The 22,576-nt window shown below is 36.5% G+C and carries 20 protein-coding genes; 9 read left to right on the plus strand and 11 right to left on the minus strand.

Going from position 1 to position 22,576, the window contains the following annotated elements:
* Window positions 1-83: 83 nt before the first annotated feature.
* The gene (locus METBO_RS04710; RefSeq protein ID WP_013644530.1) at window positions 84-1,862 is read right to left on the minus strand and encodes an Ig-like domain-containing protein; all 1,779 of its coding nucleotides are present in this window, start codon (window positions 1,860-1,862) and stop codon (window positions 84-86) included.
* A gap of 238 nt (window positions 1,863-2,100) precedes the next feature.
* Window positions 2,101-2,319, minus strand: coding sequence for a hypothetical protein (locus tag METBO_RS04715; protein WP_013644531.1), 219 nt, complete (start codon window positions 2,317-2,319; stop codon window positions 2,101-2,103).
* A 323-nt stretch (window positions 2,320-2,642) separates the two neighbouring features.
* Here METBO_RS04715 and rbr point away from each other — a divergent pair, with 323 nt between their 5' ends.
* The 5 genes from rbr to METBO_RS04740 all read left to right on the plus strand — a co-directional run bounded on the left by rbr (window position 2,643) and on the right by METBO_RS04740 (window position 8,452).
* A complete protein-coding gene (gene rbr / locus METBO_RS04720; RefSeq protein ID WP_013644532.1) occupies window positions 2,643-3,224 on the plus strand; it encodes a rubrerythrin in 582 nt (193 codons plus the stop codon).
* A 4-nt stretch (window positions 3,225-3,228) separates the two neighbouring features.
* Window positions 3,229-3,606, plus strand: coding sequence for a desulfoferrodoxin (locus METBO_RS04725; RefSeq protein WP_013644533.1), 378 nt, complete (start codon window positions 3,229-3,231; stop codon window positions 3,604-3,606).
* 223 nt (window positions 3,607-3,829) lie between these two features.
* The gene (locus METBO_RS12960) at window positions 3,830-5,371 is read left to right on the plus strand and encodes a sensor histidine kinase (protein ID WP_013644535.1); all 1,542 of its coding nucleotides are present in this window, start codon (window positions 3,830-3,832) and stop codon (window positions 5,369-5,371) included.
* Window positions 5,372-5,741: 370 nt separating this feature from the next.
* The gene (locus METBO_RS04735) at window positions 5,742-6,233 is read left to right on the plus strand and encodes a hypothetical protein (protein WP_013644536.1); all 492 of its coding nucleotides are present in this window, start codon (window positions 5,742-5,744) and stop codon (window positions 6,231-6,233) included.
* Window positions 6,234-6,277: 44 nt separating this feature from the next.
* Window positions 6,278-8,452, plus strand: a complete 2,175-nt coding sequence (locus METBO_RS04740; RefSeq protein WP_013644537.1) for a DHH family phosphoesterase — start codon at window positions 6,278-6,280, stop codon at window positions 8,450-8,452.
* Between the two features lie 154 nt (window positions 8,453-8,606).
* Here METBO_RS04740 and METBO_RS04745 read toward each other — a convergent pair whose 3' ends face one another.
* Genes METBO_RS04745 through METBO_RS04760 form a run of 4 tightly spaced genes read right to left on the minus strand, consistent with a single transcriptional unit; the run spans window position 8,607 to window position 13,719 of the window.
* On the minus strand, window positions 8,607-9,257 hold the full coding sequence (locus tag METBO_RS04745) for an endonuclease III domain-containing protein (protein WP_013644538.1): 651 nt from the start codon (window positions 9,255-9,257) through the stop codon (window positions 8,607-8,609).
* A 58-nt stretch (window positions 9,258-9,315) separates the two neighbouring features.
* Window positions 9,316-9,789, minus strand: coding sequence for a GTP-binding protein (locus METBO_RS04750; RefSeq protein ID WP_013644539.1), 474 nt, complete (start codon window positions 9,787-9,789; stop codon window positions 9,316-9,318).
* 4 nt (window positions 9,790-9,793) lie between these two features.
* A complete protein-coding gene (aroA, locus tag METBO_RS04755; RefSeq protein WP_013644540.1) occupies window positions 9,794-11,056 on the minus strand; it encodes a 3-phosphoshikimate 1-carboxyvinyltransferase in 1,263 nt (420 codons plus the stop codon).
* Complete coding sequence (locus METBO_RS04760; protein WP_013644541.1) at window positions 11,056-13,719, minus strand: valine--tRNA ligase; 2,664 nt, start codon at window positions 13,717-13,719, stop codon at window positions 11,056-11,058. The genes aroA and METBO_RS04760 overlap by 1 nt, the downstream gene beginning before the upstream one ends.
* Window positions 13,720-14,081: 362 nt before the next feature.
* On the opposite strand from METBO_RS04760, the gene METBO_RS04765 reads away from it, so the two are divergent.
* Both METBO_RS04765 and METBO_RS04770 read left to right on the plus strand, forming a co-directional pair.
* Window positions 14,082-14,228 (plus strand): hypothetical protein, encoded by a 147-nt coding sequence (locus METBO_RS04765; RefSeq protein ID WP_013644542.1) that lies wholly within the window; start codon window positions 14,082-14,084, stop codon window positions 14,226-14,228.
* 22 nt (window positions 14,229-14,250) lie between these two features.
* Window positions 14,251-14,733, plus strand: a complete 483-nt coding sequence (locus METBO_RS04770) for an Hsp20/alpha crystallin family protein (RefSeq protein WP_013644543.1) — start codon at window positions 14,251-14,253, stop codon at window positions 14,731-14,733.
* Between the two features lie 217 nt (window positions 14,734-14,950).
* On the opposite strand, the gene METBO_RS04775 is transcribed toward METBO_RS04770, so the two are convergent.
* The 3 genes from METBO_RS04775 to METBO_RS04785 form a co-directional block, all read right to left on the minus strand.
* Window positions 14,951-15,214, minus strand: a complete 264-nt coding sequence (locus METBO_RS04775) for a DUF5654 family protein (protein ID WP_013644544.1) — start codon at window positions 15,212-15,214, stop codon at window positions 14,951-14,953.
* Window positions 15,215-15,414: 200 nt separating this feature from the next.
* Window positions 15,415-17,553 (minus strand): chitobiase/beta-hexosaminidase C-terminal domain-containing protein, encoded by a 2,139-nt coding sequence (locus tag METBO_RS12625; RefSeq protein ID WP_048650803.1) that lies wholly within the window; start codon window positions 17,551-17,553, stop codon window positions 15,415-15,417.
* A 5-nt stretch (window positions 17,554-17,558) separates the two neighbouring features.
* A complete protein-coding gene (locus METBO_RS04785; protein ID WP_048186363.1) occupies window positions 17,559-18,653 on the minus strand; it encodes a M6 family metalloprotease domain-containing protein in 1,095 nt (364 codons plus the stop codon).
* 461 nt (window positions 18,654-19,114) lie between these two features.
* Here METBO_RS04785 and METBO_RS04790 point away from each other — a divergent pair, with 461 nt between their 5' ends.
* Both METBO_RS04790 and pheT read left to right on the plus strand, forming a co-directional pair.
* The gene (locus tag METBO_RS04790) at window positions 19,115-19,483 is read left to right on the plus strand and encodes a hypothetical protein (RefSeq protein WP_013644547.1); all 369 of its coding nucleotides are present in this window, start codon (window positions 19,115-19,117) and stop codon (window positions 19,481-19,483) included.
* A gap of 171 nt (window positions 19,484-19,654) precedes the next feature.
* Window positions 19,655-21,316 (plus strand): phenylalanine--tRNA ligase subunit beta, encoded by a 1,662-nt coding sequence (gene pheT, locus METBO_RS04795; protein ID WP_013644548.1) that lies wholly within the window; start codon window positions 19,655-19,657, stop codon window positions 21,314-21,316.
* A 164-nt stretch (window positions 21,317-21,480) separates the two neighbouring features.
* Here the strand turns inward: pheT and METBO_RS04800 are convergent, their stop codons facing one another.
* Both METBO_RS04800 and pyrI read right to left on the minus strand, forming a co-directional pair.
* Window positions 21,481-21,882, minus strand: coding sequence for a secondary thiamine-phosphate synthase enzyme YjbQ (locus tag METBO_RS04800; RefSeq protein ID WP_013644549.1), 402 nt, complete (start codon window positions 21,880-21,882; stop codon window positions 21,481-21,483).
* Between the two features lie 87 nt (window positions 21,883-21,969).
* A complete protein-coding gene (pyrI, locus tag METBO_RS04805; RefSeq protein WP_013644550.1) occupies window positions 21,970-22,437 on the minus strand; it encodes an aspartate carbamoyltransferase regulatory subunit in 468 nt (155 codons plus the stop codon).
* Window positions 22,438-22,576: the final 139 nt, after the last annotated feature.

Genomic DNA, 22,576 nt, shown 5'->3' on the forward strand with positions numbered 1-22,576 from the left:
CATAAAAAATGGAGTAATATGCAATTTTATTTTAAAATTAAAAAATAATGGGAAAAATATTTTTCCCATAAAACAAATTTATTTTAGGCTGTTGTGAAGAAGTTTTGATATGGGTTTGCTAATCCTGCTCCTCCAAGACTTGTAACGCTGTTTGAGTGTAATATGATGGTGTATTTGGTTTTGTTTTTGAGTAAACTGGTTGGAGTGATGTTCAACACATTTCCGGTCACTGATGCATTAAAATTAATAGAAGTTCCAGAGGTTGTTTTAAATTCTATCCATGGGTTTGTTGCTAGTTTTATGGATTTGTCAAATGTGTACTTAAAGACTTTATTGGTAGGGATATTTACACCATTGTTTGCAGGACTGACACTGGTTACAGTTGGAGCTGTGTCTGTTGTGAATACTATGCTGATTGGTGTGGTAGTTCCTTTGTTTGACATGTCCATTACACTGCCAGAATGAATTATTACTGAGTATTTTGTTCCGCTTAGTAGTAATGAGTTAGATGTGAGGATTAGAACGTTTCCACTGACTGAACTTGTGAAATTTACAATGGCTCCTTTGGATGTTTTAAATTCAATCCAAGGATTGGTTGCAAGTTTAATATTCTTGTTAAATGTGAATTTCACAATTTTGTTTAACGGTATATTAACTGAATTGTTTTTTGGATCTGTTCCTGTTAAAACAGGTGGACTGTTTTGTGTGATTGAAACGTTTTTAGATACAGTTTGTGCATCAACTGTGGCATTTATTGTGCCTGTTCCCACTGTGTTACCTGTAAAGGTCGTTGTGGCAGCACCGTTTAAAAGTGTGGCTGTGATTGGATTAACAGTTCCAAGAGTTGAACTGAACAAAACCGGAATTCCATCCATAACATGGCCGTATATCGGGTCATGGTAATAGAAATCAGGATTGTTTGGATCTGTTAAAATTCCACTATCGTAGAGCAGGTCTGCTGTTATCGTTGATGTGGCGCCTTGTGCAATTGATGTTGGGTTAGCAAACACAGATAAAACCAACCATGGAACAACAGTCACGCCTACAGCCATTGATGATGGGTCATTGTTGGATCCCCACCAATTTAAACTTAGATCTCCACCACTATCACTGTGGATCAGGGTACCTGTACCAATCATCCTGTTGAATTGGAAGTAGGATATGGTACCATAGTTGTTGTACAGCACACTGGTTGTTCCTGTGTTGTTTACAAATTCACTGTTAGAAACACTTACTGTGCTTAAAGCATTTAATATAGCTCCTCCCATATTACAGGTGTTGTTAATAAAACTGGTGTTGGTTATGGTTAAAGATGCAGGAGCACTACCTGTTCCTTGACTGTATATGGCTCCACCACTGTACAGGGCAATATTATTTTTAAATATACAGTTGTCAATGGTTGTAGCACCATAGTTCCATAATGCCCCTCCTGCAGTGGAATTTCCATTTATGAAGGACATATTGGCAAAGAAGTAGTTGTATGTTACTCCCTGGGCCCCAACTGAAAATATTCTGGAAATCTTGTTTCCATTAACAATTGTTTTTGTCTTACTTTGACCGATGTAGTTCACATCTTTACTGTAGACAGCAATGTTATTTTCGTTGTAGACACCATCAGAAATATGAATAGTTCCACCATTATTAACGGCGTTTGTAGCATTTTTAATGGTTTGTTTAGGTCCATCAGTACCATTCCACACTGGAGAATGTCCACTCCAAGAATCACTTCCAGTGTTGCTGACATACATTTGATCAGGATTCACTGCTGAAGCAGTGTTGACTCCCATTGCAAATGCAAATGACAGACATACCAACAAAATTGGAATCATAAATTTATAGTTACTATCTAAATTTACATTCAAAATTTTTCCCTCCAAAAAAATTTTTAAAACCCTTAATATTCTATTTGCATTAATACGATTTAAATATAGCTTAATGCTTTTTAATTCATTTTAAAACACTTGCACAATAGGTTGAGATTAGGGGGATATGTTCCATAAATCATTTAAAAATAGAATAATCAACTGGAATTTTCTTTAAAAACAAATTTAATCTATTTGAGTAGAATAAGAATTAAAAAGTTAGGTGTAGATAAAAAATTTAGATACCCCTTCCCCTAACAATTGGATATTCATATCCTGCTATATTATTAATTAAAATTATTTTGACGTAAGTTTCTTTTCTTTCTGATTCTTGACTGTAATATATTTTAATTGTTTCCGAACCTATGGAAATTCTTTCTATACTGTTATCTGATATTGAATTGTACTGTTTTTCACTATCTTTATCGTACTGAACATTGACCCATGCTACATCCATTTTTTATCACCAAAAATTTAACATCAATAAAAGGTAAACTCTTCTTTTTCCAATGATGTCAGATATGTTTTTTATCCATTATTTAGATTTCTTCCTAATAAAGTTTGACCAAACTTTAAATATGAAACTGTTAATTAGGTTCATAAACAACTCACCCATCTAGACTTTTTTTTATTTTTTAAGAACTTCTTAGTTTAACTACTAACTGTGCTAGGAATTTTCCAAAGATTAACTTAAAAAATTGTGGTAGTAAAGGGAAGTTTGAGTTAAACCAAACTAAAAATTTATAGACCATTAGTAACAGAATATAATCTGGTGTTAAAATGAAAAAAACTTTGGAGAATTTAACCAAGGCATTTATTGGCGAAAGCCAAGCAAGAAACAGATATACTCTGTATTCAAAAATTGCTAAAAATGAGGGCTACGTACAGATCGCAGATATATTCCTCACCACAGCAGATAACGAAAGAGAACATGCTAAATGGCTGTTTCGTATGATTCAAGATCTCAAGAAGGAGTTTGGAGATGTTGAAGAAATATCTGTTGAGGCAGATGCTCCGCTTATAATGGCAAGCACACCTGAAAATATCATATCTGCAATTGCTGGAGAACATTACGAAAACTCTGAAATGTACCCTGAATTTGCAGATGTGGCAGAAGAAGAGGGCCTTGATGATATGGCAGTGAGGCTTCGTGCAATTGGGCGTGCTGAGGAACATCATGAAGCTAGGTACAAAGAATTACTGAAGGTTGTAGAAGAGGGAACTGTGCTTAAAAAGGACACTAAAAAGGAATGGCTATGCTCAAAATGTGGATACGTACACACTGGACTCACACCACCAGATAAATGTCCAGCATGTGATCACCCACCAAAATACTATGAAATACTATGTGAGGAGTACTGATAATATGGAAAGAGGACAAATATACAGATGCAATACTTGTGGAAACATGTTTGAACTTATCAACGTTGGTGGAGGAACATCATCATGTTGTGGAACAGAAATGGAACTCCTGAGCGACAAAGCCAAGGATGTTGGAGCTGAAAAACACGTTCCAGTGATCGAAAAAATAGACGGCGGTGTCAAAGTCAAAGTAGGAAGCGTACCACACCCAATGGAAGAGGATCACTACATAGCTTGGATAGAGATCATAACTGACAACGAAACACAAAGAGCCTTCCTGAAACCTGGAGAAGCTCCAGAAGCAGAATTTAAAATTGACGACACAACTAATCTCTTTGCAAAGGAATACTGCACAGTCCACGGACTTTGGAGATCAGCCTGAGTTATTTAAGCTTTGATCAAAAGAAAATTCTGTTACATTGAGGGGTGCTTAGATTTAAACCCCCAAATATTTATTTTATTATATTTATCAAATTCTAAAATTTTTTCAATACATGCCCCCATTTTGTAAACAACAACGTTATAAATTCCCACGTACATAATCATATTGAACTCAAGAAATCAACAAATGCTTTTTTTGAAAAATAGGATTTAGGGGTTTATAAATGGATGAAAAATCGCAATACAACTCTATGGATTATCAGGGACTTTTTCGAAACGATCACACTGTGATGTTGATCTTAAATCCAAAAACAGGCCATATTATTGATGCTAATCCTGCAGCTGTTGATTTTTATGGTTACAATCGAGAAGAACTGGTACAGATGAGCATTCATGAGATAAATATACTGGATCCAGATATTATTGATGAACAGATGATGCAGGCAGAGAACAAAAATAAGAACCATTTCATATTCCAACATCGTTTGGCAGATGGGCGTATATGTGACGTGGATGTTTACAGTGGTATGATTGATTACCATGGAGAAGAACTTCTATATTCCATAGTACATGACAGAACCGATCAAAACAGGGCTCTAGTAAAATTAAGAGATAGTGAAGAGCTTTTCAGACTAATATTTGAACAATCTCCATTGGGGGCATGTATAATGGCCCTAGATTACACCACACTAACAATAAACAACGCCCTTTGCAACATGTTAGGATACTCTAAGGAAGAACTTTTATCCAGAAGGTTTACAGAAGACACCCATCCAGATGATCTGGACATGGACATGGAACTCAGAAAACAGCTGGTTGCAGGCATGATAGACGATTACACCCTAGAAAAGAGGTACATCCGCATTGATGGGGAACTATTATGGGCAAATGTTAATGTATCAGCAATCAAAGACCAGAACAACAGATTGGTAAAAATTCTGGTGATGGTTGAGGACATAACCCGACAGAAACAGATGGAAAAGTTGTTTCTAAAGAGAACAGATAAACTTGATTCCATCAGACAAATTCTAGACCTCAAGATCGAAGATAATGAAGAGGTTGAATACAGGTTGAAACAGTTGATAAAGGACCTGAAAATGTCTAATCAGGAACTTGAAAGATTTGCCTACGTATCGTCCCATGATCTTAAAGAACCCTTGAGGATGATCATAAGCTTTTTGCAGCTGCTTAAAAGCAGATACTACAACCGCTTGGATCAAGATGCCAACGACTTCATAGACTTTGCTGTGGAAGGAGCACAGAGAATGGATATGATGATAAACGATCTGCTCCAGTTTTCAAGGGTTGGAAATGAGAGGGAGTTCAAATACCTTGACTGTGAAATAGTGGTGAAAAATACCATCTCACATTTAAGTCCACTCATCGAAAACAACGATGCAAAAGTTGTTCATGGTTCACTGCCTAAGATCCATGCAAATGAAGAACTCATGACACAGCTATTTCAAAACCTGATAGGCAACGCCATTAAATATAGGAGGGATGTTGCACCGAAGATCACCATTGATTACTCTGAAGAAGAGGAGGATTACCTGTTTATTGTGAGAGATAATGGAATTGGAATAGAAGCACAGCATTTGGATAGAATTTTCACAGTTTTTCAAAGGTTACATTCGAGGGAAGAATATGAGGGAACTGGAATAGGACTTGCAATTTCCAAGAAAATTGTACAGCAGCACAATGGAAAAATATGGGCTAAATCTGAACCAGGAAAGGGAACAACATTCTACTTCACCATACCCAAATGAAAACCCGGAATAATGAATAAATAATGGGGCTATTTGTAAATATTAATTCATCTGTAGACTAAAAAAAAACCAAGAATTTTAGGGCTTAAAGAATTTGATAGTAAATAGTTAGAGAATAATTATAATGTACTTGTTTCAGTGAAAATACTTTTTTTACAAAAACCACAGCTTTTGTTTTTCTAGATTTTTCAAATGGGATTATTATTAAGTATCTTGGTTTAGTACATAATATATGGATGGTTGATCTGATAAAAAATATTATCATAACCAACTCACGATGGTAATAATTAAATTACCACAAACCATTAATTAACTAACCATAAATAATTAAAGGAACTAAATATTTATTTAAGGATTGAAGTGGATAAAAATGAAAAATAAGATTGTAATATTGGTTGTGATGACAATTGTTATCCTCTTCAGTGGATGTATACAATCAAACACATCCCAGATAGATGCCCTCGCATCAACCATAAACAATCACATCAAAAATGGTGATCAATATTACAACAATTCAGGTCAAGCAGTCAATCAATTTCAATACAGCACTGCTTTGAGTTATTGTAACAATGCGAGTTCTGAATTTAATCTGGCACAAACATCTGCAAAACAGGGTTTAACCTACGCACAAAATTCAAATGACACAGTGTACGTTAACTACATGCAGGATGTTGTCAATGAATTAGATGCTAAGATAAATGCAACAGAAGAACTTAAAACAGCAATTTCATATCTGCAGGACAACGACTCAGTAAATGCAAATATCCATATTGGAAATGCGAATGATTTAATGAACAATGCCGTACAATTCAATAATTTAAGACAGCAGATAATAAAACAGAATCCAACGAAATTCAAATGAAAAATTTATAATAAGATCACTTACTATTTTTTTAGAGGTTAAGAATGATAAAAAAATGTTTAGAATGTAAAGGTAATGGTTACACCGTCACCAGTTACAAGGCATGTGAAAGCTGCCATGGAACCGGTGTTAAAAGTGAGGTGGACCTTAAAAAACACTTTAAAGGAGTTTCATCAAATGCAGTTAAGCGTTTTGAGCTTGACGAAGAACAGGAAGTTCCATGCAGTGTATGCAATGGAAAGGGAGAGGTAGAAGTAAGAGAAACCTGCGCCCCATGTAAAGGAAAGGGAGAATATAACGTGTGCAAAAAATGTGGTAAACCAGTGGAAACAGGGGATTACTGTCCTGATTGTCAACCAAAGGATGTTGTTTACAGACTACACCCTGCATGTGACATTGACGATCTCGAGATAGGAAGCGAGTACAAGGGAAAAATCACCAGAGTCGAAAATTACGGAGTATTTGTAAGCCTATCAAAAAAGGTTTTCGGACTTTTAAGACTCAGAAATCCCAACTACTCAGTAGGAGAAGAACTATTTGTCAAGGTAATGGAAATAAAAAGGGCAAGGGGAGAAGTTGATCTCTCACCTTCAACCATCAAAGGGTCCTATGAAATAATCAACCTCAGAAAAAATGTTTCAAGAACCAAGATCGGTGACATTGACAAGAGATTCATGGGCAAAACAGTTAGAATTGTGGGTGAAGTTGTTCAGATTCAGCAGACATCAGGACCAACCATATTCACCATCACAGATGAAACCAGCACAACATGGGCAGCAGCCTTTGATGAACCTGGAGTGAGGGTTTATCCTCACATAAACACAGGGGACATTGTGGAAGTGCTTGGTGAAGTGAATTTACACGGTGGAAAGATTCAGATAGAATCAGAATCCATAGACAGTCTCAAAGAAGAAGATTCTGTTGAAATGAGAAAACTCATAGATGAGGCCATAGATGAGAGGGCTGAACCAGAGGAAACAGAATTTTTAATTGAAAGTGAAACACTCAACAAACTCAGACCAATGATGCACAATGCTGCAAAGGCCATAAGAAGAGCTATACTTGATGGAAGATCCATTCTTGTGAGGCACCATGCAGATGCAGATGGAATATGTGCAGGGGTAGCAATAGAAAAGGCTGTTGTACCTTTACTTAAGGAGGCTAACAACAACAGTGATGCAGAATGGCATTACTTCAAACGAGCACCAAGTAAGGCGCCATTCTATGAGTTTGAAGATGTTGTAAAGGATCTGTCTTTTGCACTGGAAGATGTTGAAAGACATGGCCAGAAACTTCCATTGATCGTGCTTTTAGATAACGGTTCAACAGAAGAAGATATACTGGCACTTTTGAAGGTTAAGATCTACGACATCGAAGTAGTTGTATGCGATCATCACTTCCCTGGAGAAGTTGTCGATGGAAGGGTTGCAGTGGATGATTACGTAGATGTCCATGTGAACCCTTACCTGGTTGGAGGAGACTCAAACATAACAGCAGGGGCACTTGCAGTGGAACTTGCAAACATGATAAACCCTGAAGTAACAGACAGACTCATTCACCTGCCGGGAATAGCAGCAGTGGGGGATCATGCATCATCAGCAGAAGCAGATAAATACATAGAAATTGCAGCTACTAAGGGCTACAATCGTGAAGATCTAGAAAAAGTCGCATCTTGTGTGGATTTTGAAGCATTTTATTTGAGATTCATGAATGGAAGAGGAATTATAGATACCATACTTGGACTTGGAAATCAAGAGAAACACAGCAAACTCATAGAAGCACTTTACAACGAACTTAATAAACGTGTTGACACCCAGCTCAGGGCAGCTCTACCAAACCTCAAATCTCAAACTCTTCCAAATGGTGTTATATTCAATGTACTGGATGTTGAAAAGTACGCACATAAATTCACATTCCCCGCACCGGGTAAAACTTGTGGATACGTGCACGACAGTGTGGTACAGGCAAATGGTGAAGAAAAGCCAATAATAACACTTGCATACGGTCCTGATTTCAGTGTAATAAGGGCAACAGATGCTGTTAATGAAATGTTCGGATTCAACCTGAATGAAATTGTATCCAAACTAGCAATCGAAATACCTGAAGCAGGAATAGATGGTGGGGGTCATGAATGTGCAGGATCCCTCAAATTTGTTGAAGGACTCTCAAAGGATGTATTAGCAGCCTTTGCAAGGGAAGTAGGAGACCTGGGTAAATAGAATAAAAATTTTATTTCCCCTTACTTTCACTTTTAGTTTGGGGAAACTTTTAAAATATTTTTTTTGAATAAATTTATTAGAAATAAACAAAAATATCTAGTTCTAAATTAAGGAAACTCTAAATCAAAACTAATAATACGTTAATTCGCATTTGCTATTTTTCATTAGTGGTTTTCATGTTTTTGTAGTAGTCACAGTACTCTGCTATTGGACATATTTCATGTTTTGGTCCTATTGGTTTGCAGATGGTCTGTCCGAACTGTACAAATAGGTCGTTTAATGGTAACCAGAATTTTTTAGGCACGATCTTCATGAGTTTTTCCTCTGTTTCATCGGGTGTTCCTGTGTTTACAAGTCCAATTCTGTTGGATATTCTGTGGACATGCACATCAACAGGTATGGCGTCTTTATGAAATCCATAGACAAGTACGCAGTTGGCAGTTTTTCTTCCAACACCAGGCAGGCTTAAAAGTTCTGCCATATCCTCTGGAACAGTGTCGTTGTAATCTTCGTGTATGATCCTTGAAACTTCCCGCACCCTACTGGCCTTCACATGATAAAAACCGGATTTTTTTATGAGTTTTTCCACTTCTTCGGTAGGAGCATTTGCAATTTCTTCGGGAGTAGAATATTTTGAAAAAAGCATGGCTGAAGCAGCATCAGTATTTTCATCCCTGGTCCGTTGTGATAATATGGTTCTTATTAAAACACGAAATGGGTCACTGTCTTCAAATTCTCGGAGTGTGTAAATGTCTTCAAGGTTAACAATGATTGATTCGATCCTAGATATTTTAATCAGCTCCAATTTGGAATTTTTTACACAAATTTTATTGAGTATTTATTCCGGTAATAAAAAAAATTGTTTAATTGTTTTTAATCAGTTCAACAAGGGTTAAAAAGCCTTGTTCAACTCCTTGACCATTTATTGCAACTGTTGGAATGATGGGTGTATCTGGTCTGAGTTGGGGATGTTCTATTTCGCAGGAATTAAGATCCTGTTTATTTGCAAATAATACATATGGAACATCCTTTAAATTGAGTTTTTCAATGATAACTTCATCACTTTCAACTAAACCCTTGGAAGAGTCTATAACAACTATGGCACCGTCTATTTTATGGGCAAGAATTTCCCTCATGAATTCAAATCTTTCCTGGCCTGGTGATCCAAATATATGAATTTTTTCATCTGCAACTATTACATTACCATAATCAAGGGCTATGGTTGTGCCTTTGTACTCAATTTTTGTCTTTTTTTGGCAAATATTTTCGAGGGTGGTTGTTTTTCCAGAGTTGTAGGATCCTAATACCACAATTTTAAGCTCTTTTTTTCTATTCATAGTACTAACCAGCTGTTAACTTTTTCATGATATCTGGAAAGTCTGGGAATGAAACTTTGTAAACAGAAGCATCTTTAATACAGATTCCACCCACTTTCAAACCTACGATGTAAAATGCCATCGCAAGTCTGTGGTCCATATGGGATTTAACAACCCCTCCATGGACTCCTCCATTTATTTGGATTCCATCTCTTTTTTCAATTAAAGACACGCCTAATTTGGATAGTTCTGTTGAGCATGTGTGTATACGGTCAGTTTCTTTGAAACGTGCGTGTTCAACGCCGTATATATTTGTTGTTCCATCTGCCATGGCACCTAGAGCCGCCACAGTAGGAAGTAGGTCAGGGGCATTTTGAAGGTTTACATCCACTCCATTGAGCATTCCTTGTCCTTTAATTTCGACTTCATTGTTTTTAACCTTAACCTCACAACCCATATCCCTTACAATATCAAGGATGATCTTATCACCCTGCTTGGAATCCTTCATCAAATTTTTAATTTTAACATCTGATTTAAGAGCTGCAGCTGCAGCTATGATGTATGAAGCCGAGGAATAATCTCCTTCAACAGTGTAATCTGCAGGTTTATAACTTTGTGGTTCGATGTGGAATGAATTTTCAGTTTTATCAAAATCAACCTTGACACCGAACTTGTTCATGAGTTCCAAGGTCATCATTACGTAGGGCTGGGAAATGAATTCTCCTTTAACCTTTAGATCCACGGGTTTTTTAGCCAAGGGTGCTGCCATGATTATGGAAGAAATAAACTGGGAACTAACATCTCCCTTAATAGATGTTTCGCCCCCATAAAACCCTCCTTTAACTATTATTGGAGCTTTACCATCGTTACGTGTTGAACATGCAGTTACACCCAGAGGTTTAAGAGCATCTAATAAATCTTGCATGGGACGTGTTTTAAGGGAGTTATCCCCTGTTAACACTGTAAAACCATCTGCAAGAGATGCTAGGCTGGTCATTATTCTCAACGTTGTTCCTGAATTTTTCAGGTCAAGAACATCGTAGGGTGTTTTAGGTTTTCCAGCAACTCCTTGTATACTGCATAGGGATTCTGTTCTTTTAACTGTTGATCCCATTTCAATGCCCGTGTTTAGTGAAGCCAAGGTATCTTCTGAGTAGAGAGGATCCCTCAAAGTGGATTCACCATCTGCCAGAAATGCCATTAAAAATGCTCGGTGTGAGTAGCTCTTGGATGGTGGAGCTTTAACCGTACCAGTAATTTCATTGGCAGCCTGAACAGTTAAATCCATCAGATCACTATCTCCATTACAATGTCCATTTCATCGGAGTAGATGATATCTACCTTCTCACCAGAACTTCCGACTATCTCCTTACGGGTGGTGATGTGTTCACCTGTTATTTTCAGGTCGTCCACCATGATTTCTCCATTTTCTTCAAGTTCCCTGAATATTTCATCTGGATCCCCTGAACTCAGATACTTCACAACTGTTGGTGCGTCCTTTTTAAACTGTGGCCCAATAAGGGACATGACAGGTGTGATTTCAACAACCTTCTCCTGTACATCGGGTTTTCCCATTTCAATTTTAAGATCGTTAATTCGCATGGTTCCAACAATATCAGAATCAAGCTCAATTAGATCTTCAAACAGGTTTTCATCAGTGGTGTAAATGGTTAAATGTTTTATTGGTGTGTTTAAAGGTCTTTTGGTTGATGCCTTAAACCTTCTAATGTCTCCTATAACTTTAACACCCTTGTCTCCAAGTTCCTCTGATCCCTTGTCCATGAGAACTTTTAGGGGTTCTGGCCATGCAGATTTATGAATACTTTCACATTCTTCATCCAGATACTGATTAACCTCTTCTGTGAAGTGTGGTGTGATTGGTGCTAAGAGTTTGAGTGAAGTTGAAATCACGGTTTTAAGTGTGTGTCTTGCAGCATCCTTTGATTCTTGAAGATCTTCCGAATCAGCATACAAACGGTACTTGACTGCTTCTATGTACTCGTCACAGAAGTCATGCCATACAAATGCTTGTATCTTATTTCTGGCATCTGCGAAGTTGTAGTTGTTTAGATGGTTTGTTACATCCTCCACTAGGTAGTTGAGTTTTGAAAGTATCCACCTGTCCATTGGATTTCTAATGTTGAATTCCACGTTGTCAACATCGTAGTTGGCTATGTGCATGTTAATGAATCTGAATGCATTCCAGAATTTTCTGAGGAATTTATAACCATTTTTAACATCTTTCCAGTCAAATGGAACATCTGATCCTGGAACACTGTTTGCAGACCACAGCCGCATTGCATCGGCTCCGTACTCCTCAACAACTGCTTCTGGTGCAATCACATTTCCACGTGATTTACTCATTTTATGACCATCTTCCCCGAAAACCATCCCATTAATAACAATCCTGTCAAATGGCCGGGAATCTGTGAGGGCTTTACATCTTAAAATGGTATAAAATGCCCAAGTTCTTATAATATCATGACCTTGAGGCCTTAAATCTGCAGGGAAATAATTTTTATACTCTGGTTCAGGCCATCCAGCAATCACCATGGGAGTTATTGAACTGTCCATCCATGTGTCTAGAACATCTAACTCTCCAGTCATATCTGTAGATCCACATTCGCATGGTTTTTTTGGTTTTTCTATTGAAGGATCCACTGGAAGATCTTCAGGTTCAGGAAGCATGATTTTTCCGCAGCTGTTACAGTACCAAACAGGTATGGGTGTTGCAAAGAGCCTCTGTCTTGAAATGCACCAATCCCAGTCCATGGAACTTGCCCAGTTTTGGAGTCTGATTTTCATGTGTTCAGGTATCCAGTCAATTTCATCTGCAGCTTCAAGTGTTTTAGATTCAAGATCCTTAACTGCAACAAACCACTGTTTCTTTACAAGTATTTCTATAGGGGTTTTGCATCTCCAGCACTGGCCCACATTTTGATCTACCTGTTCCTGTTTAACAAGACATCCCTCACTGCCTAGATCATCAATTATTGCAGCTTTACACTCTTTAATGGTCATTCCAGCATATTTGCCTGAAACATCTTTCATAAGGCCCTTTTCATCTATGGCCTCAATAACATCGAGTTCATATCTGTTTACCCATGTAGCATCAGTTTTATCACCAAAGGTACATACCATAACAGCCCCTGTTCCAAATTCAGGATCGACGTCTGTATCTGTTATTATCTTGACGTTTCGTTTGTATAGAGGAACCTCAACCATTTTCCCTTCAAGATCGTTGTAACGTTCATCATCAGGATGCACAACAACAGCCACACAGGCAGACAAAAGTTCAGGCCTGGTAGTTGCAATCATAACCTTCCCATCTCCTTCTGCCTCATAAAATTCAAGGTAGTTTAGATAGGTCTGGTTTTCATTATAATCAACCTCTGCAAATGCTATGGCTGTTTCACAACGAGGACACCAGTTAACAGGATGCACTGCTCTGTATATTAATTTTTTATTGTAGAGTTTGAGGAATGAAAGTTGGGTTTTGGCACGGTACTCTGGAGTCATGGTAACAAATTCCCTTGACCAATCCTGTGAAAATCCGAGTCCCTGCATCTGTTCCTTCATCTGTTTGATGTTGGTTTTGGTGAGGTCAATACACATGTCCCTAAATTCATCCCTCGGAATATCATTCTTTTTAATTTCGTGAATTTCTTCAACCTTAACCTCGGTTGGAAGTCCGTGACAGTCCCATCCTTGTGGAAACATGACATCATAACCGTTCATTCTCATATAACGGGCAATAATATCTATAAATGTCCAGTTTAACACGTGTCCAATATGTATGGAACCAGTTGGATATGGTGGTGGTGTGTCTATGATGTACCTTGGTCGGGATCCATCCCCAATAAACTTGTACAACTCATCTTTCTGCCATTTACTCTGCCACTCAGTTTCGTTTAAGTGATCATAATCTGCGGGTATGTTATCGTTGTTCATCTAATTCTCCTCTAAATGAAGTTTAAAATAGGATTAAATAAAGATTTAACCGGAGTAAAATAAACTCCCCTAAACTCATGTCATTCATATAACTCTGAATATAATGGTATAATCATATTATAAACCATGAAATACTATAAGTCTTTGCACAGTTGTTGATAATAATTTAATTGACAATTATTTAATAATTATTTTTTTTGTTAAAATACAATATTTACTCGAAACTAAACAAAGTAATCCCATTTAAAATACAGTTCCAATTAATTGCAGAAGTAAAAAAATTCATGGTAAAATTTATTATTTAGGTGGAATATAGTTTAATAAGACGGAAATGGAACAGTTTTTGGTTGGAGAGTAATTTAATGGGTGAAAAAACAGGTGAAATAAAGGGAAAATCAAAGGAAATTGAAGGTGAAGTAAAGGGAAAGGTTAAGGAAGTTGAAGGAGAAATTAAAGGGAAAACTAAGGAAGTTGAAGGTAAAATTAAGGGTAAACTTTCAAAAGACTAATTACTTCAAGTGGTGATATGAAATGACAGATAAAGATGTGGAAATTAAAACCGAAGAAGAAATTAATAACGAAGAAGATGAATCAAAACGTATTCCATCTGAAAGTGTTTTAAGTGATATAATAACTTCCATAAAAGAAAAACAAGAAGATCTGGGTAAAAGTCTGTCAGATTATTCAAAATCCCTACAAAAACCCCTTGCAGACATCATAGAAACTGATGATGCCCTCAAAGTAGTTACTGACCTACCTGGTGTTAAAAAGGAAGATGTTGAAGTGAACATATCCGAAGACTCTCTGGAAATCGTTGCAAAATTTGATGATGAAATAACAGAGGAAGGCACCAACTACCTAAAAAGAGAAAGAAGCTATGGAGAAACAACACGTACAATAGCACTGCCTGAAAAAATTGATACTAAAAAGGCATCAGCTAAATTTAATGATTCTGTGTTAACTGTTGAACTTCCAAAAATCAAAGAAGTGAAGCACAAGGTAAACATAGATTGAAAAAGGTTTCAAAATAAATTAAACCTAAATTTTTTCTCTTTTTCCATCTTTAAACTGAACTCTATACTTATTTTAAATAACCAACCAAATGAGCAGTTCATATTAAACTATCTAGTAAATGAATTAATTAAAATGTTTTCTAGAATTTTTTTAGACTCTAATTTACGCACTACCCATTCTGGGGGATCCTAAAAAAAATGGAGTGGGTTTGTAATTTTTACTCCACAATCCTAACTTCCTGTACAGGGGGCTTTCCAAGGGCTCTGGCTATAATAATGGTTGCAACAACTGCTATTATGGTAATAATGACTGCATATATTAATAAGCCAGTTATGCCACTACCTTTGGGCATGTACTGAAGAATTATAGCTTTAATGGCATCGTTCCAAGCCAATGCAGCAATCAGTCCAAAGGCCACAGTCATCAAAGTAGAAATTGTTTGAGCTACCTGAGTTTTAACTTCTTCTGTTTTTTCCTTCATTCGAATCCTCTCCAAAACTTAATAATAATATTCTATTTTGAAAATCATATAAATCTATGCAAATAAAGGAAACAATAGGCTGAACCACACTGCATTTGGTCTTAAAATATAATTTATAACCATTAAAATTGAGATTACAGGAAAATTAAAAATAAAACTATGTGGAGTTTAATCCACATTTTCATGTACCTCCTCACGTTTTAGGAGCTTATCTTGAATTTAACTGTGTAATTGGCCAGTAAATAGTTTCCAGCCCGATCCTTCACAGCCTTTGCTGGAATGGTGAGTGAGTACCAAGTGTTGATCTTTCTATGGTTCACCCTCAAGTTGATGGTGTTCCCAGTTACAGAGGAGTTTAAGGTCAGATAAGTTCCTGTGGAAATATTTTTAACACGAATATTGTTGAAGTGAATGTAGGGGGCTATGGTTTCAGAAAATTGGATTTTAATGGGTGCTGTCCTTGAAAAACCAGTCTGCATGTTAAGTGGAGTTGTGTGAACAACTCTTAATACAGTTTTATTTATTGTGTAATTCTGGGTGTAGATAGTTGAAGGATTACCTGCAAGATCCACACCAAAGTATTTGAGCACACTATTTTTTGAGATAATGAGGGGTCCAATGTACCTCTGACTTTTATTTGAAGGTGTAGTTCCATTTAAAGTGTAATAAATAGTTCCAAATTCACTCATTTTTATAACAACAGTTTTATTAATGTTATAAATTCCACCTGAGGGTGTGACACTCAGATATGGAGATTTAGTGTCGATTGTAAACATTTGACTGTATATTATTGATGGGTTTCCTGCCAGGTCTATTGCTAGGTATTTGAGGGTGGTTGTGTTGGTGATGGTTATTGGTTCTGTGTATTTGGTGCTGGCTGTTGTTGGTGTTTCTCCGTTTAAGGTGTAGTAAATAGATCCAGCTTCGTTCATTGTTAAAACAATTATTTGGGTTTTGTTAAATATTCCTCCAGCTGGATTTGAGTAAGCTACAGGTGGTTTAAAATCAGTGTAATAGTTTTCAAAGTACACAGGGGAGGTGTTTCCTGCAAGATCCATTGCAAAATACTTTAAAACTGTATCTGAATCAATGGTAATTGGATGGGTGTATGGCATGCTCATATCTGGAGAACTTCCATTGATCGAATAATAAATTGTACCTTTTTCATCCATATTCAAACTCACTTCTTGTGCTCTGTTGTAAAGTCCGCCCTTTGGATTGGCTGTTGCATTTGGCGCTACAAGATCCAGTGTATAAATTTGACTGTGTATTATTGATGGGTTTCCTGCAAGGTCTACTGCTAGGTATTTGAGGGTGGTGGTGTTGGTGATGGTTATTGGTTCTGTGTATTTGGTGTTGGTTGTTGTTGGTGTTTCTCCGTTTAAGGTGTAGTAAATAGATCCAGCTTCGTTCATTGTTAAAACAACATTTTGGGACTTGTTGTATAGTCCTCCAAGATGATCACAAGACACTGTTGGAGGTGTTGCATCGTCTAAAACCCATTTCACTTCGTCAATCCAACCAGTATCATTTCCATCGAAACCTGAACCATCCTTCAAATAAGTCCAGTTTAGAGTATGAATTCCGTTTCCAATTTTATGGCTCAAAAGATTCCAATCAACATCCCCACTTATGGATGTTAAGTTAATTCCATCGACATAAAACATTAGTTTATCATGGTCCTGTTCTGATGAGACCTTCCACCAGAAACTTATGGTTCCAGGACCAGTTACAGACGTTTGGATCCATGTCAACTGGTTATCGTTAATAAATCCTGTCTGTGCAGAGTCTGAACCATCATGTGTAACACCAGTTTGTGATATCCAACCTGTTGATGTTCCCCCATTTAAATCTCCATTTGTGGTCCAATTTAGTGTACTGTTAACTGCTTCATTCAAACTGCCTGAAGATTTTCCGATTATAGCGTACCTTCCAACCATGGTGTTTCCAACGTATGCTAAGTTGTCCACAACAACACCTGTGTTCTTAGAAGAATAGTTGTAACTGTTTGGATTTGAAAATGGATTGAAAACTGAGCCGTTCACGTAATAATCACCAGCATCCGCATAAGCTCCAGATTCAATTTCACTCAAACCATCAGCCTCCATTAAACTCAATAGCTTGTGGTTTGTGTATGAATTATCATAGAGATAATCAGTTCCATAGGAATTTAAAGTAGCATCAATGTGCCAAATTAACATTCCATCGTTAGGATAATCATCGGGCCAACCAGATCCACTATCAGTTCCCTTGTAATTTAATGGGTCGTTACCAGCACCACGTTCTCTGTACTGTACCATGAAATATTCCTGATAAGGATTTGTTATTGTTCCAGGCATGATAATTAAACATCGTTTGATGTTCCGGATGGATTTAAAGCAATTTTTTTAGTTCCTGAACTTACAACTTGTGGATTTATCCAGCCTAAAATGTACTTGGAAAAACAGTTATGATCTCCCCAGTTACTGTCCATCATATCCAATCCTCCAACACCACCATCGGGCCCAGTGCTTTCATCGTAATCATAATAATCTGGTAAACCCAGTAAGTGACCTGTTTCATGAATATCTGTTCTAATAGAATCTGTTGGGCTGGCCTGGGCAGTGTTGGAGTACCAGCTCCACACGAATTTATTAAATTTTTTACCATCAACTGTTAACGAGGAATTGGATTCCAAGTTAGATTGATACGCCCACCAAAAATTTGCCCAACCATTGTCTGGACCAGTCCATTTAACAAACAAACTATCAATGTAACCGTTGTTATCATTGTCGAACTGTGTGAAATTGGCCCCATGATTATGGTAGTAGTTCACGGCCTCCCTTATCAGGGCTTCATTTCCAATTCCGAAATTTCCAGAACTAGAAAGGTTGGAGTAGTAACTTCTTATGTGCGACGCAGTGTACCAACCGTAAATAGTTCCTGTTATGTTGAGTTTACCGTAGGAAGAACGAAGATAATAGTTTCTCAAGCTTTCGTAGGGATAGTTGTTGGAATTTTCGTTGCCAAAAAATTTAGAATCTGCCTGTGCAACTGTTTCATTAACACCGTGAAGGTAGTCTGGAAAGTCTATCAAGATCACTGGAACCTTAACATTACCTGTTGAAGGTAAACCACCCCTCCAATTTATGGGAACATTGGAGTATGAATTTCCTGATGTGCCACTTGAAGAGCCAACAGATTTGATCTTGGAAGTTTGGCTACTTACTGTTTTAATTCCGTGTTTTTTGTTAAATTTTTCAACTAAAACTGGATCAAATTGGTTATTCTCCAGTTTAGTTGCATTTGCAATCCTTGCACTGTAAGTTCCATCCTTTTTGTAATTATTTATCTGCTGTTTGCTTGGTGGATCCAGTGCATATGAAACCTGAGAAAAAGCTAAAATTCCAGCAAACATCATAACCATCAATGTAATAACTACTTTCTTATTAAAACTCAAAGATAACACCCAAACCCTTTAAATTTTACCCCATCGCAAAATTTCTAATCATCAGTTTATGGACATGGTTACCATTTAATAACTATTATTTTAAGTTTATAATATTAAATCTACCTAAACTAATTTGTAATTTTTGTAAGAAAAACAGGTTTAACATGGTTAAATTCATTGTTAAAAGTACATCTATGTTGATCTAACTTTTAATCTATAAAGAAATTTAATGTAGTACAATGCTTTAATCATCATCAATTTCTTGGGATTAGTTGGGTTTTTATGGAGGGAAAAACAAAAGATGGGTATTGATCCCAGGTCAAAAAATATTTATGTTTAACAAGATATGAGTTCAATTATAGGACTGAATCAATATCAAAACTAATAACCCCAAATTTAGTTGGGAGATGAGCTCAAATAGATAATAATGGATTAAAAGTAAGAAAAATTGTTCAAGCGTGGTTTTTTTAATGGAAATGACATGGTTTTACATCGCAGTTTTCCTAGCAATCAGTGATGAAATACACAGCAGAATAATGTGGGGTGTGTTTGCAGATTTTTACATCCTGCTTGCAGGTGTTATAAAGGAAAGTGTAGCATCCAACATAAGACTCTGGATAGTACATGAGAGTATGGAAGCATTTTTCCACTTTGTTATTCTATCACTGGTCTTCCTATCACTCGAAATAGGATTACTAGCAGCTTTGATACACATGTTGGTAGATATTTATCATGAAATATCTGGAATAGAACTCAATCCACTGGGCCATAGATGTTTACATTTTGTTATAGAGTCCATATTCTTCATTGTGATTTTTGCAGCGGGAGTTCCAGCCTAAAAACAAAAACAAATTTATTATTTTTTTAGCTTAAAAAAAAAATCTACAATGAACTTTGAAAAACTTAAATGTGGATCAAATTAATAATTAAATTTCATTAGAAATAACATAGACAAAATTATATTTGATTATATAAAAAAAATTATTTGAATTATTATTTAGGATGATATAATGCCAGTTATAAATTTCAGCTACGAATACTTCAACAAGGTCTTGGGAGAGGAAATTCCAAGGAAAAAATTAATTGAATTGCTTCCAATGATTGGAAGTGATATTGAACACTACGACGATGAAAATGTTAAGGTGGAATTTTTCCCAAACAGACCAGATTACTACAGTGTAGATGGAATAGCTAGAACAGTTAGGGGATTTCTAGGTATTGAAACTGGACTTCCTGATTATAAAACATCTAAATCTGGCTACTCCATGACTGTGGATCCTGAATTAGAACTGATCAGACCGTTCACATCCTGCTGTATTGTTGAGGGCATATTCATCGATGAAGATGGTTTAAAGGACATTATGGACTTTCAAGAAGATCTTCACTGGGTGCTTGGACGTGACAGAAAGAAGGTTGCCATTGGAATCCACAACTTGGATGTGCTCACACCCCCATTCAATTACATCGCAGCAGAACCTAAAGAAAATTCATTCATAGCCCTTGAAACCACAGAGGAACAAAATCTCGATGATATCCTTTTCAATCATAAGAAGGGCAAAAAATACTCCCACTTAATAGAAAAATTCGATAAATATCCATTAATTAAAGATTCAAAGGGCAACGTACTATCAATGCCACCAATAATAAATGGTGAATTAACCAAACTCACAGAAAACTCTGTGAACGTTCTCATAGATGTAACAGGAACAGATGAAAGGGCAGTTAACTTCGCCTTAAACATCATTGCAACTTCCTTTGCAGAGGCAGGTGGAAAGATCAAAACCATAGACATGGTTTACAAGGACAGAACAGTCGAAACCCCTGATTTAAGCTCTAAAACTATGAATGTGAACATAAAAACAGCAGAAAAAATTTTGGGAGTAGATCTTGATGTTAACGCTGTTGTGAAAATGCTTGAACGCGTTAGGTTGGGAGCGAAAGTCCTGGACTCTGAAACAGTGGCATGTGAAGTACCAGCCTACAGAATAGATATTCTGCACGAAGTGGACATTATTGAAAACATAGCAATAGGCCACTGTATCAAAAAAATAGAACCTGAACTGCCGGAAATATCAACCATAGCCTACCCTGACAACGCAAGATTGTTTGAAAACAGGGTCAGAGAGATAATGATCGGAATGGGTTTCTACGAGGTAATGAGTCTCATGCTCACAAGCGAAGATGAGCACTACAAAAACCTCAGACTAGACGAGGATGACCATGTTATGGTTTCCCAACCAATATCACAGGACAGAACCATGATAAGAAAAAGTCTTATAAATGGTTTGATGGAATTTTTAGAGGATAACAAACACGAAGAACTTCCACAGAAAATCTTTGAAGTGGGAGATGTGGCCTACATAGATGAAGCTGCAGAAACAGGAACCAAAATAATTAAAAAAATAGCCTGTGCAGTAACACATTCAACAGCCAACTTCACAGAGATAAAATCAATAACAGATGCATTCATACTGAACCTAGGACTTAAAATGGAAATAGAAACCTTTGATCATCCGGCATTCATCAGGGGAAGATGCGCAAGGGTTGAAGCCACAGGTGAAGCTGTTGAAGGATCTGTAGTCGGATACTTTGGAGAGGTTGATCCAGAAGTTATAACCAACTTCGAACTAGAATACCCGGTAGTAGCATTTGAAATGGAGTTTAAATCCTAAACAATAACTCCTAACAACTCTCTTTTTCTTTAATTAAACTCTAAATCAATATTTACAAATATATTGCTGATTATTTTTAAATGAAATAATAAAATTCAGCTGATTTTTTGAATTTAGATGTATTTAAACTTCTAAAACAATTTAATTGCTTATCAAAAATAAAATTAATGAAGAACTGTGACAATAATATTTCGTGTTCTTGGTCCGTCGAGTTCGATGAAAAATATGCTCTGCCAAGTTCCAAGTTCCATCCTCCCATTTTCCACGGGCACGTTTACACTGTTACCCATTAGTAGGGATCTGAGGTGGGAATCTGCGTTGTTGTCAATTCTATCGTGTTTGTAACCAGATTCATCTTGAACAATTTTTTTTAGCAAATTCTTAAAATCTTCCACTAGCCCGGATTCATTCTCATTTATCACAATACCCGAGGTTGAATGTTGGCTGAACAAGTTTACAAGCCCCGTTTTCACACCTGATCCAGCTACAATGGAATTTATTCCTGAGCTGATGTCAATAATTTCAAGTCTGTCACTCGTCTTAACTTCGAAAACTCTTTTGTACATGAAAAATAACAACCTTTAAAACCAATTATATGAATCAATCTAACTAGTCACTTCTTTATAACATGAATTGAATGTATTTTCATTAGTTCATTTGAATTGGATTCCTATGTCGTCGTTGTTTACGATACGTTCGCAGTAGTAACATCTGAGTATTAGGGGATTTTTATCTATGACTTGAAACTTGGTTTTCACTGGTTCAGGGGTGTTTGTGATGCAGTTAGGATTTGGACACTTCAAAATTCCTTTAACATTGTTAGTAAGCTTTACTTTGCCTTTATCTAAAATTTCATAATTTCTTATTATGTTTATTGTGGCATAGGGTGCTATTAGTGCAATTTTATCTACTTCACCAGATTTAAGTTCCCTTCCCTCTATTTTAACAATGTCTTTTGCAAACATCTGGGATGATTTAACATTCATTGCAATGGTTACAGAGGTCTCTTTATTTGGAAGTCCTAATATTTTAAGAACATTTAAAGCTTTGTTTGCAGTTATATGATCGATAACTGTGCCGTTTTTAATGGGTTTGACCTTGAGTTCCCTTGGAGTTTTCATGGAAATTACCAAACAGATTTTTTTATTATTTATGCTTCGTTGTAAATTTAAATACTTCCTAATGGAAGTACAGTTGAAGATTTAAATCTCTATATTGAATACTATTTTTTTAAGAATATAAATCTTGCATGAATCTAAA

It is taken from the genome of Methanobacterium lacus (genome assembly GCF_000191585.1).
Lineage (GTDB): Archaea > Methanobacteriota > Methanobacteria > Methanobacteriales > Methanobacteriaceae > Methanobacterium_B > Methanobacterium_B lacus.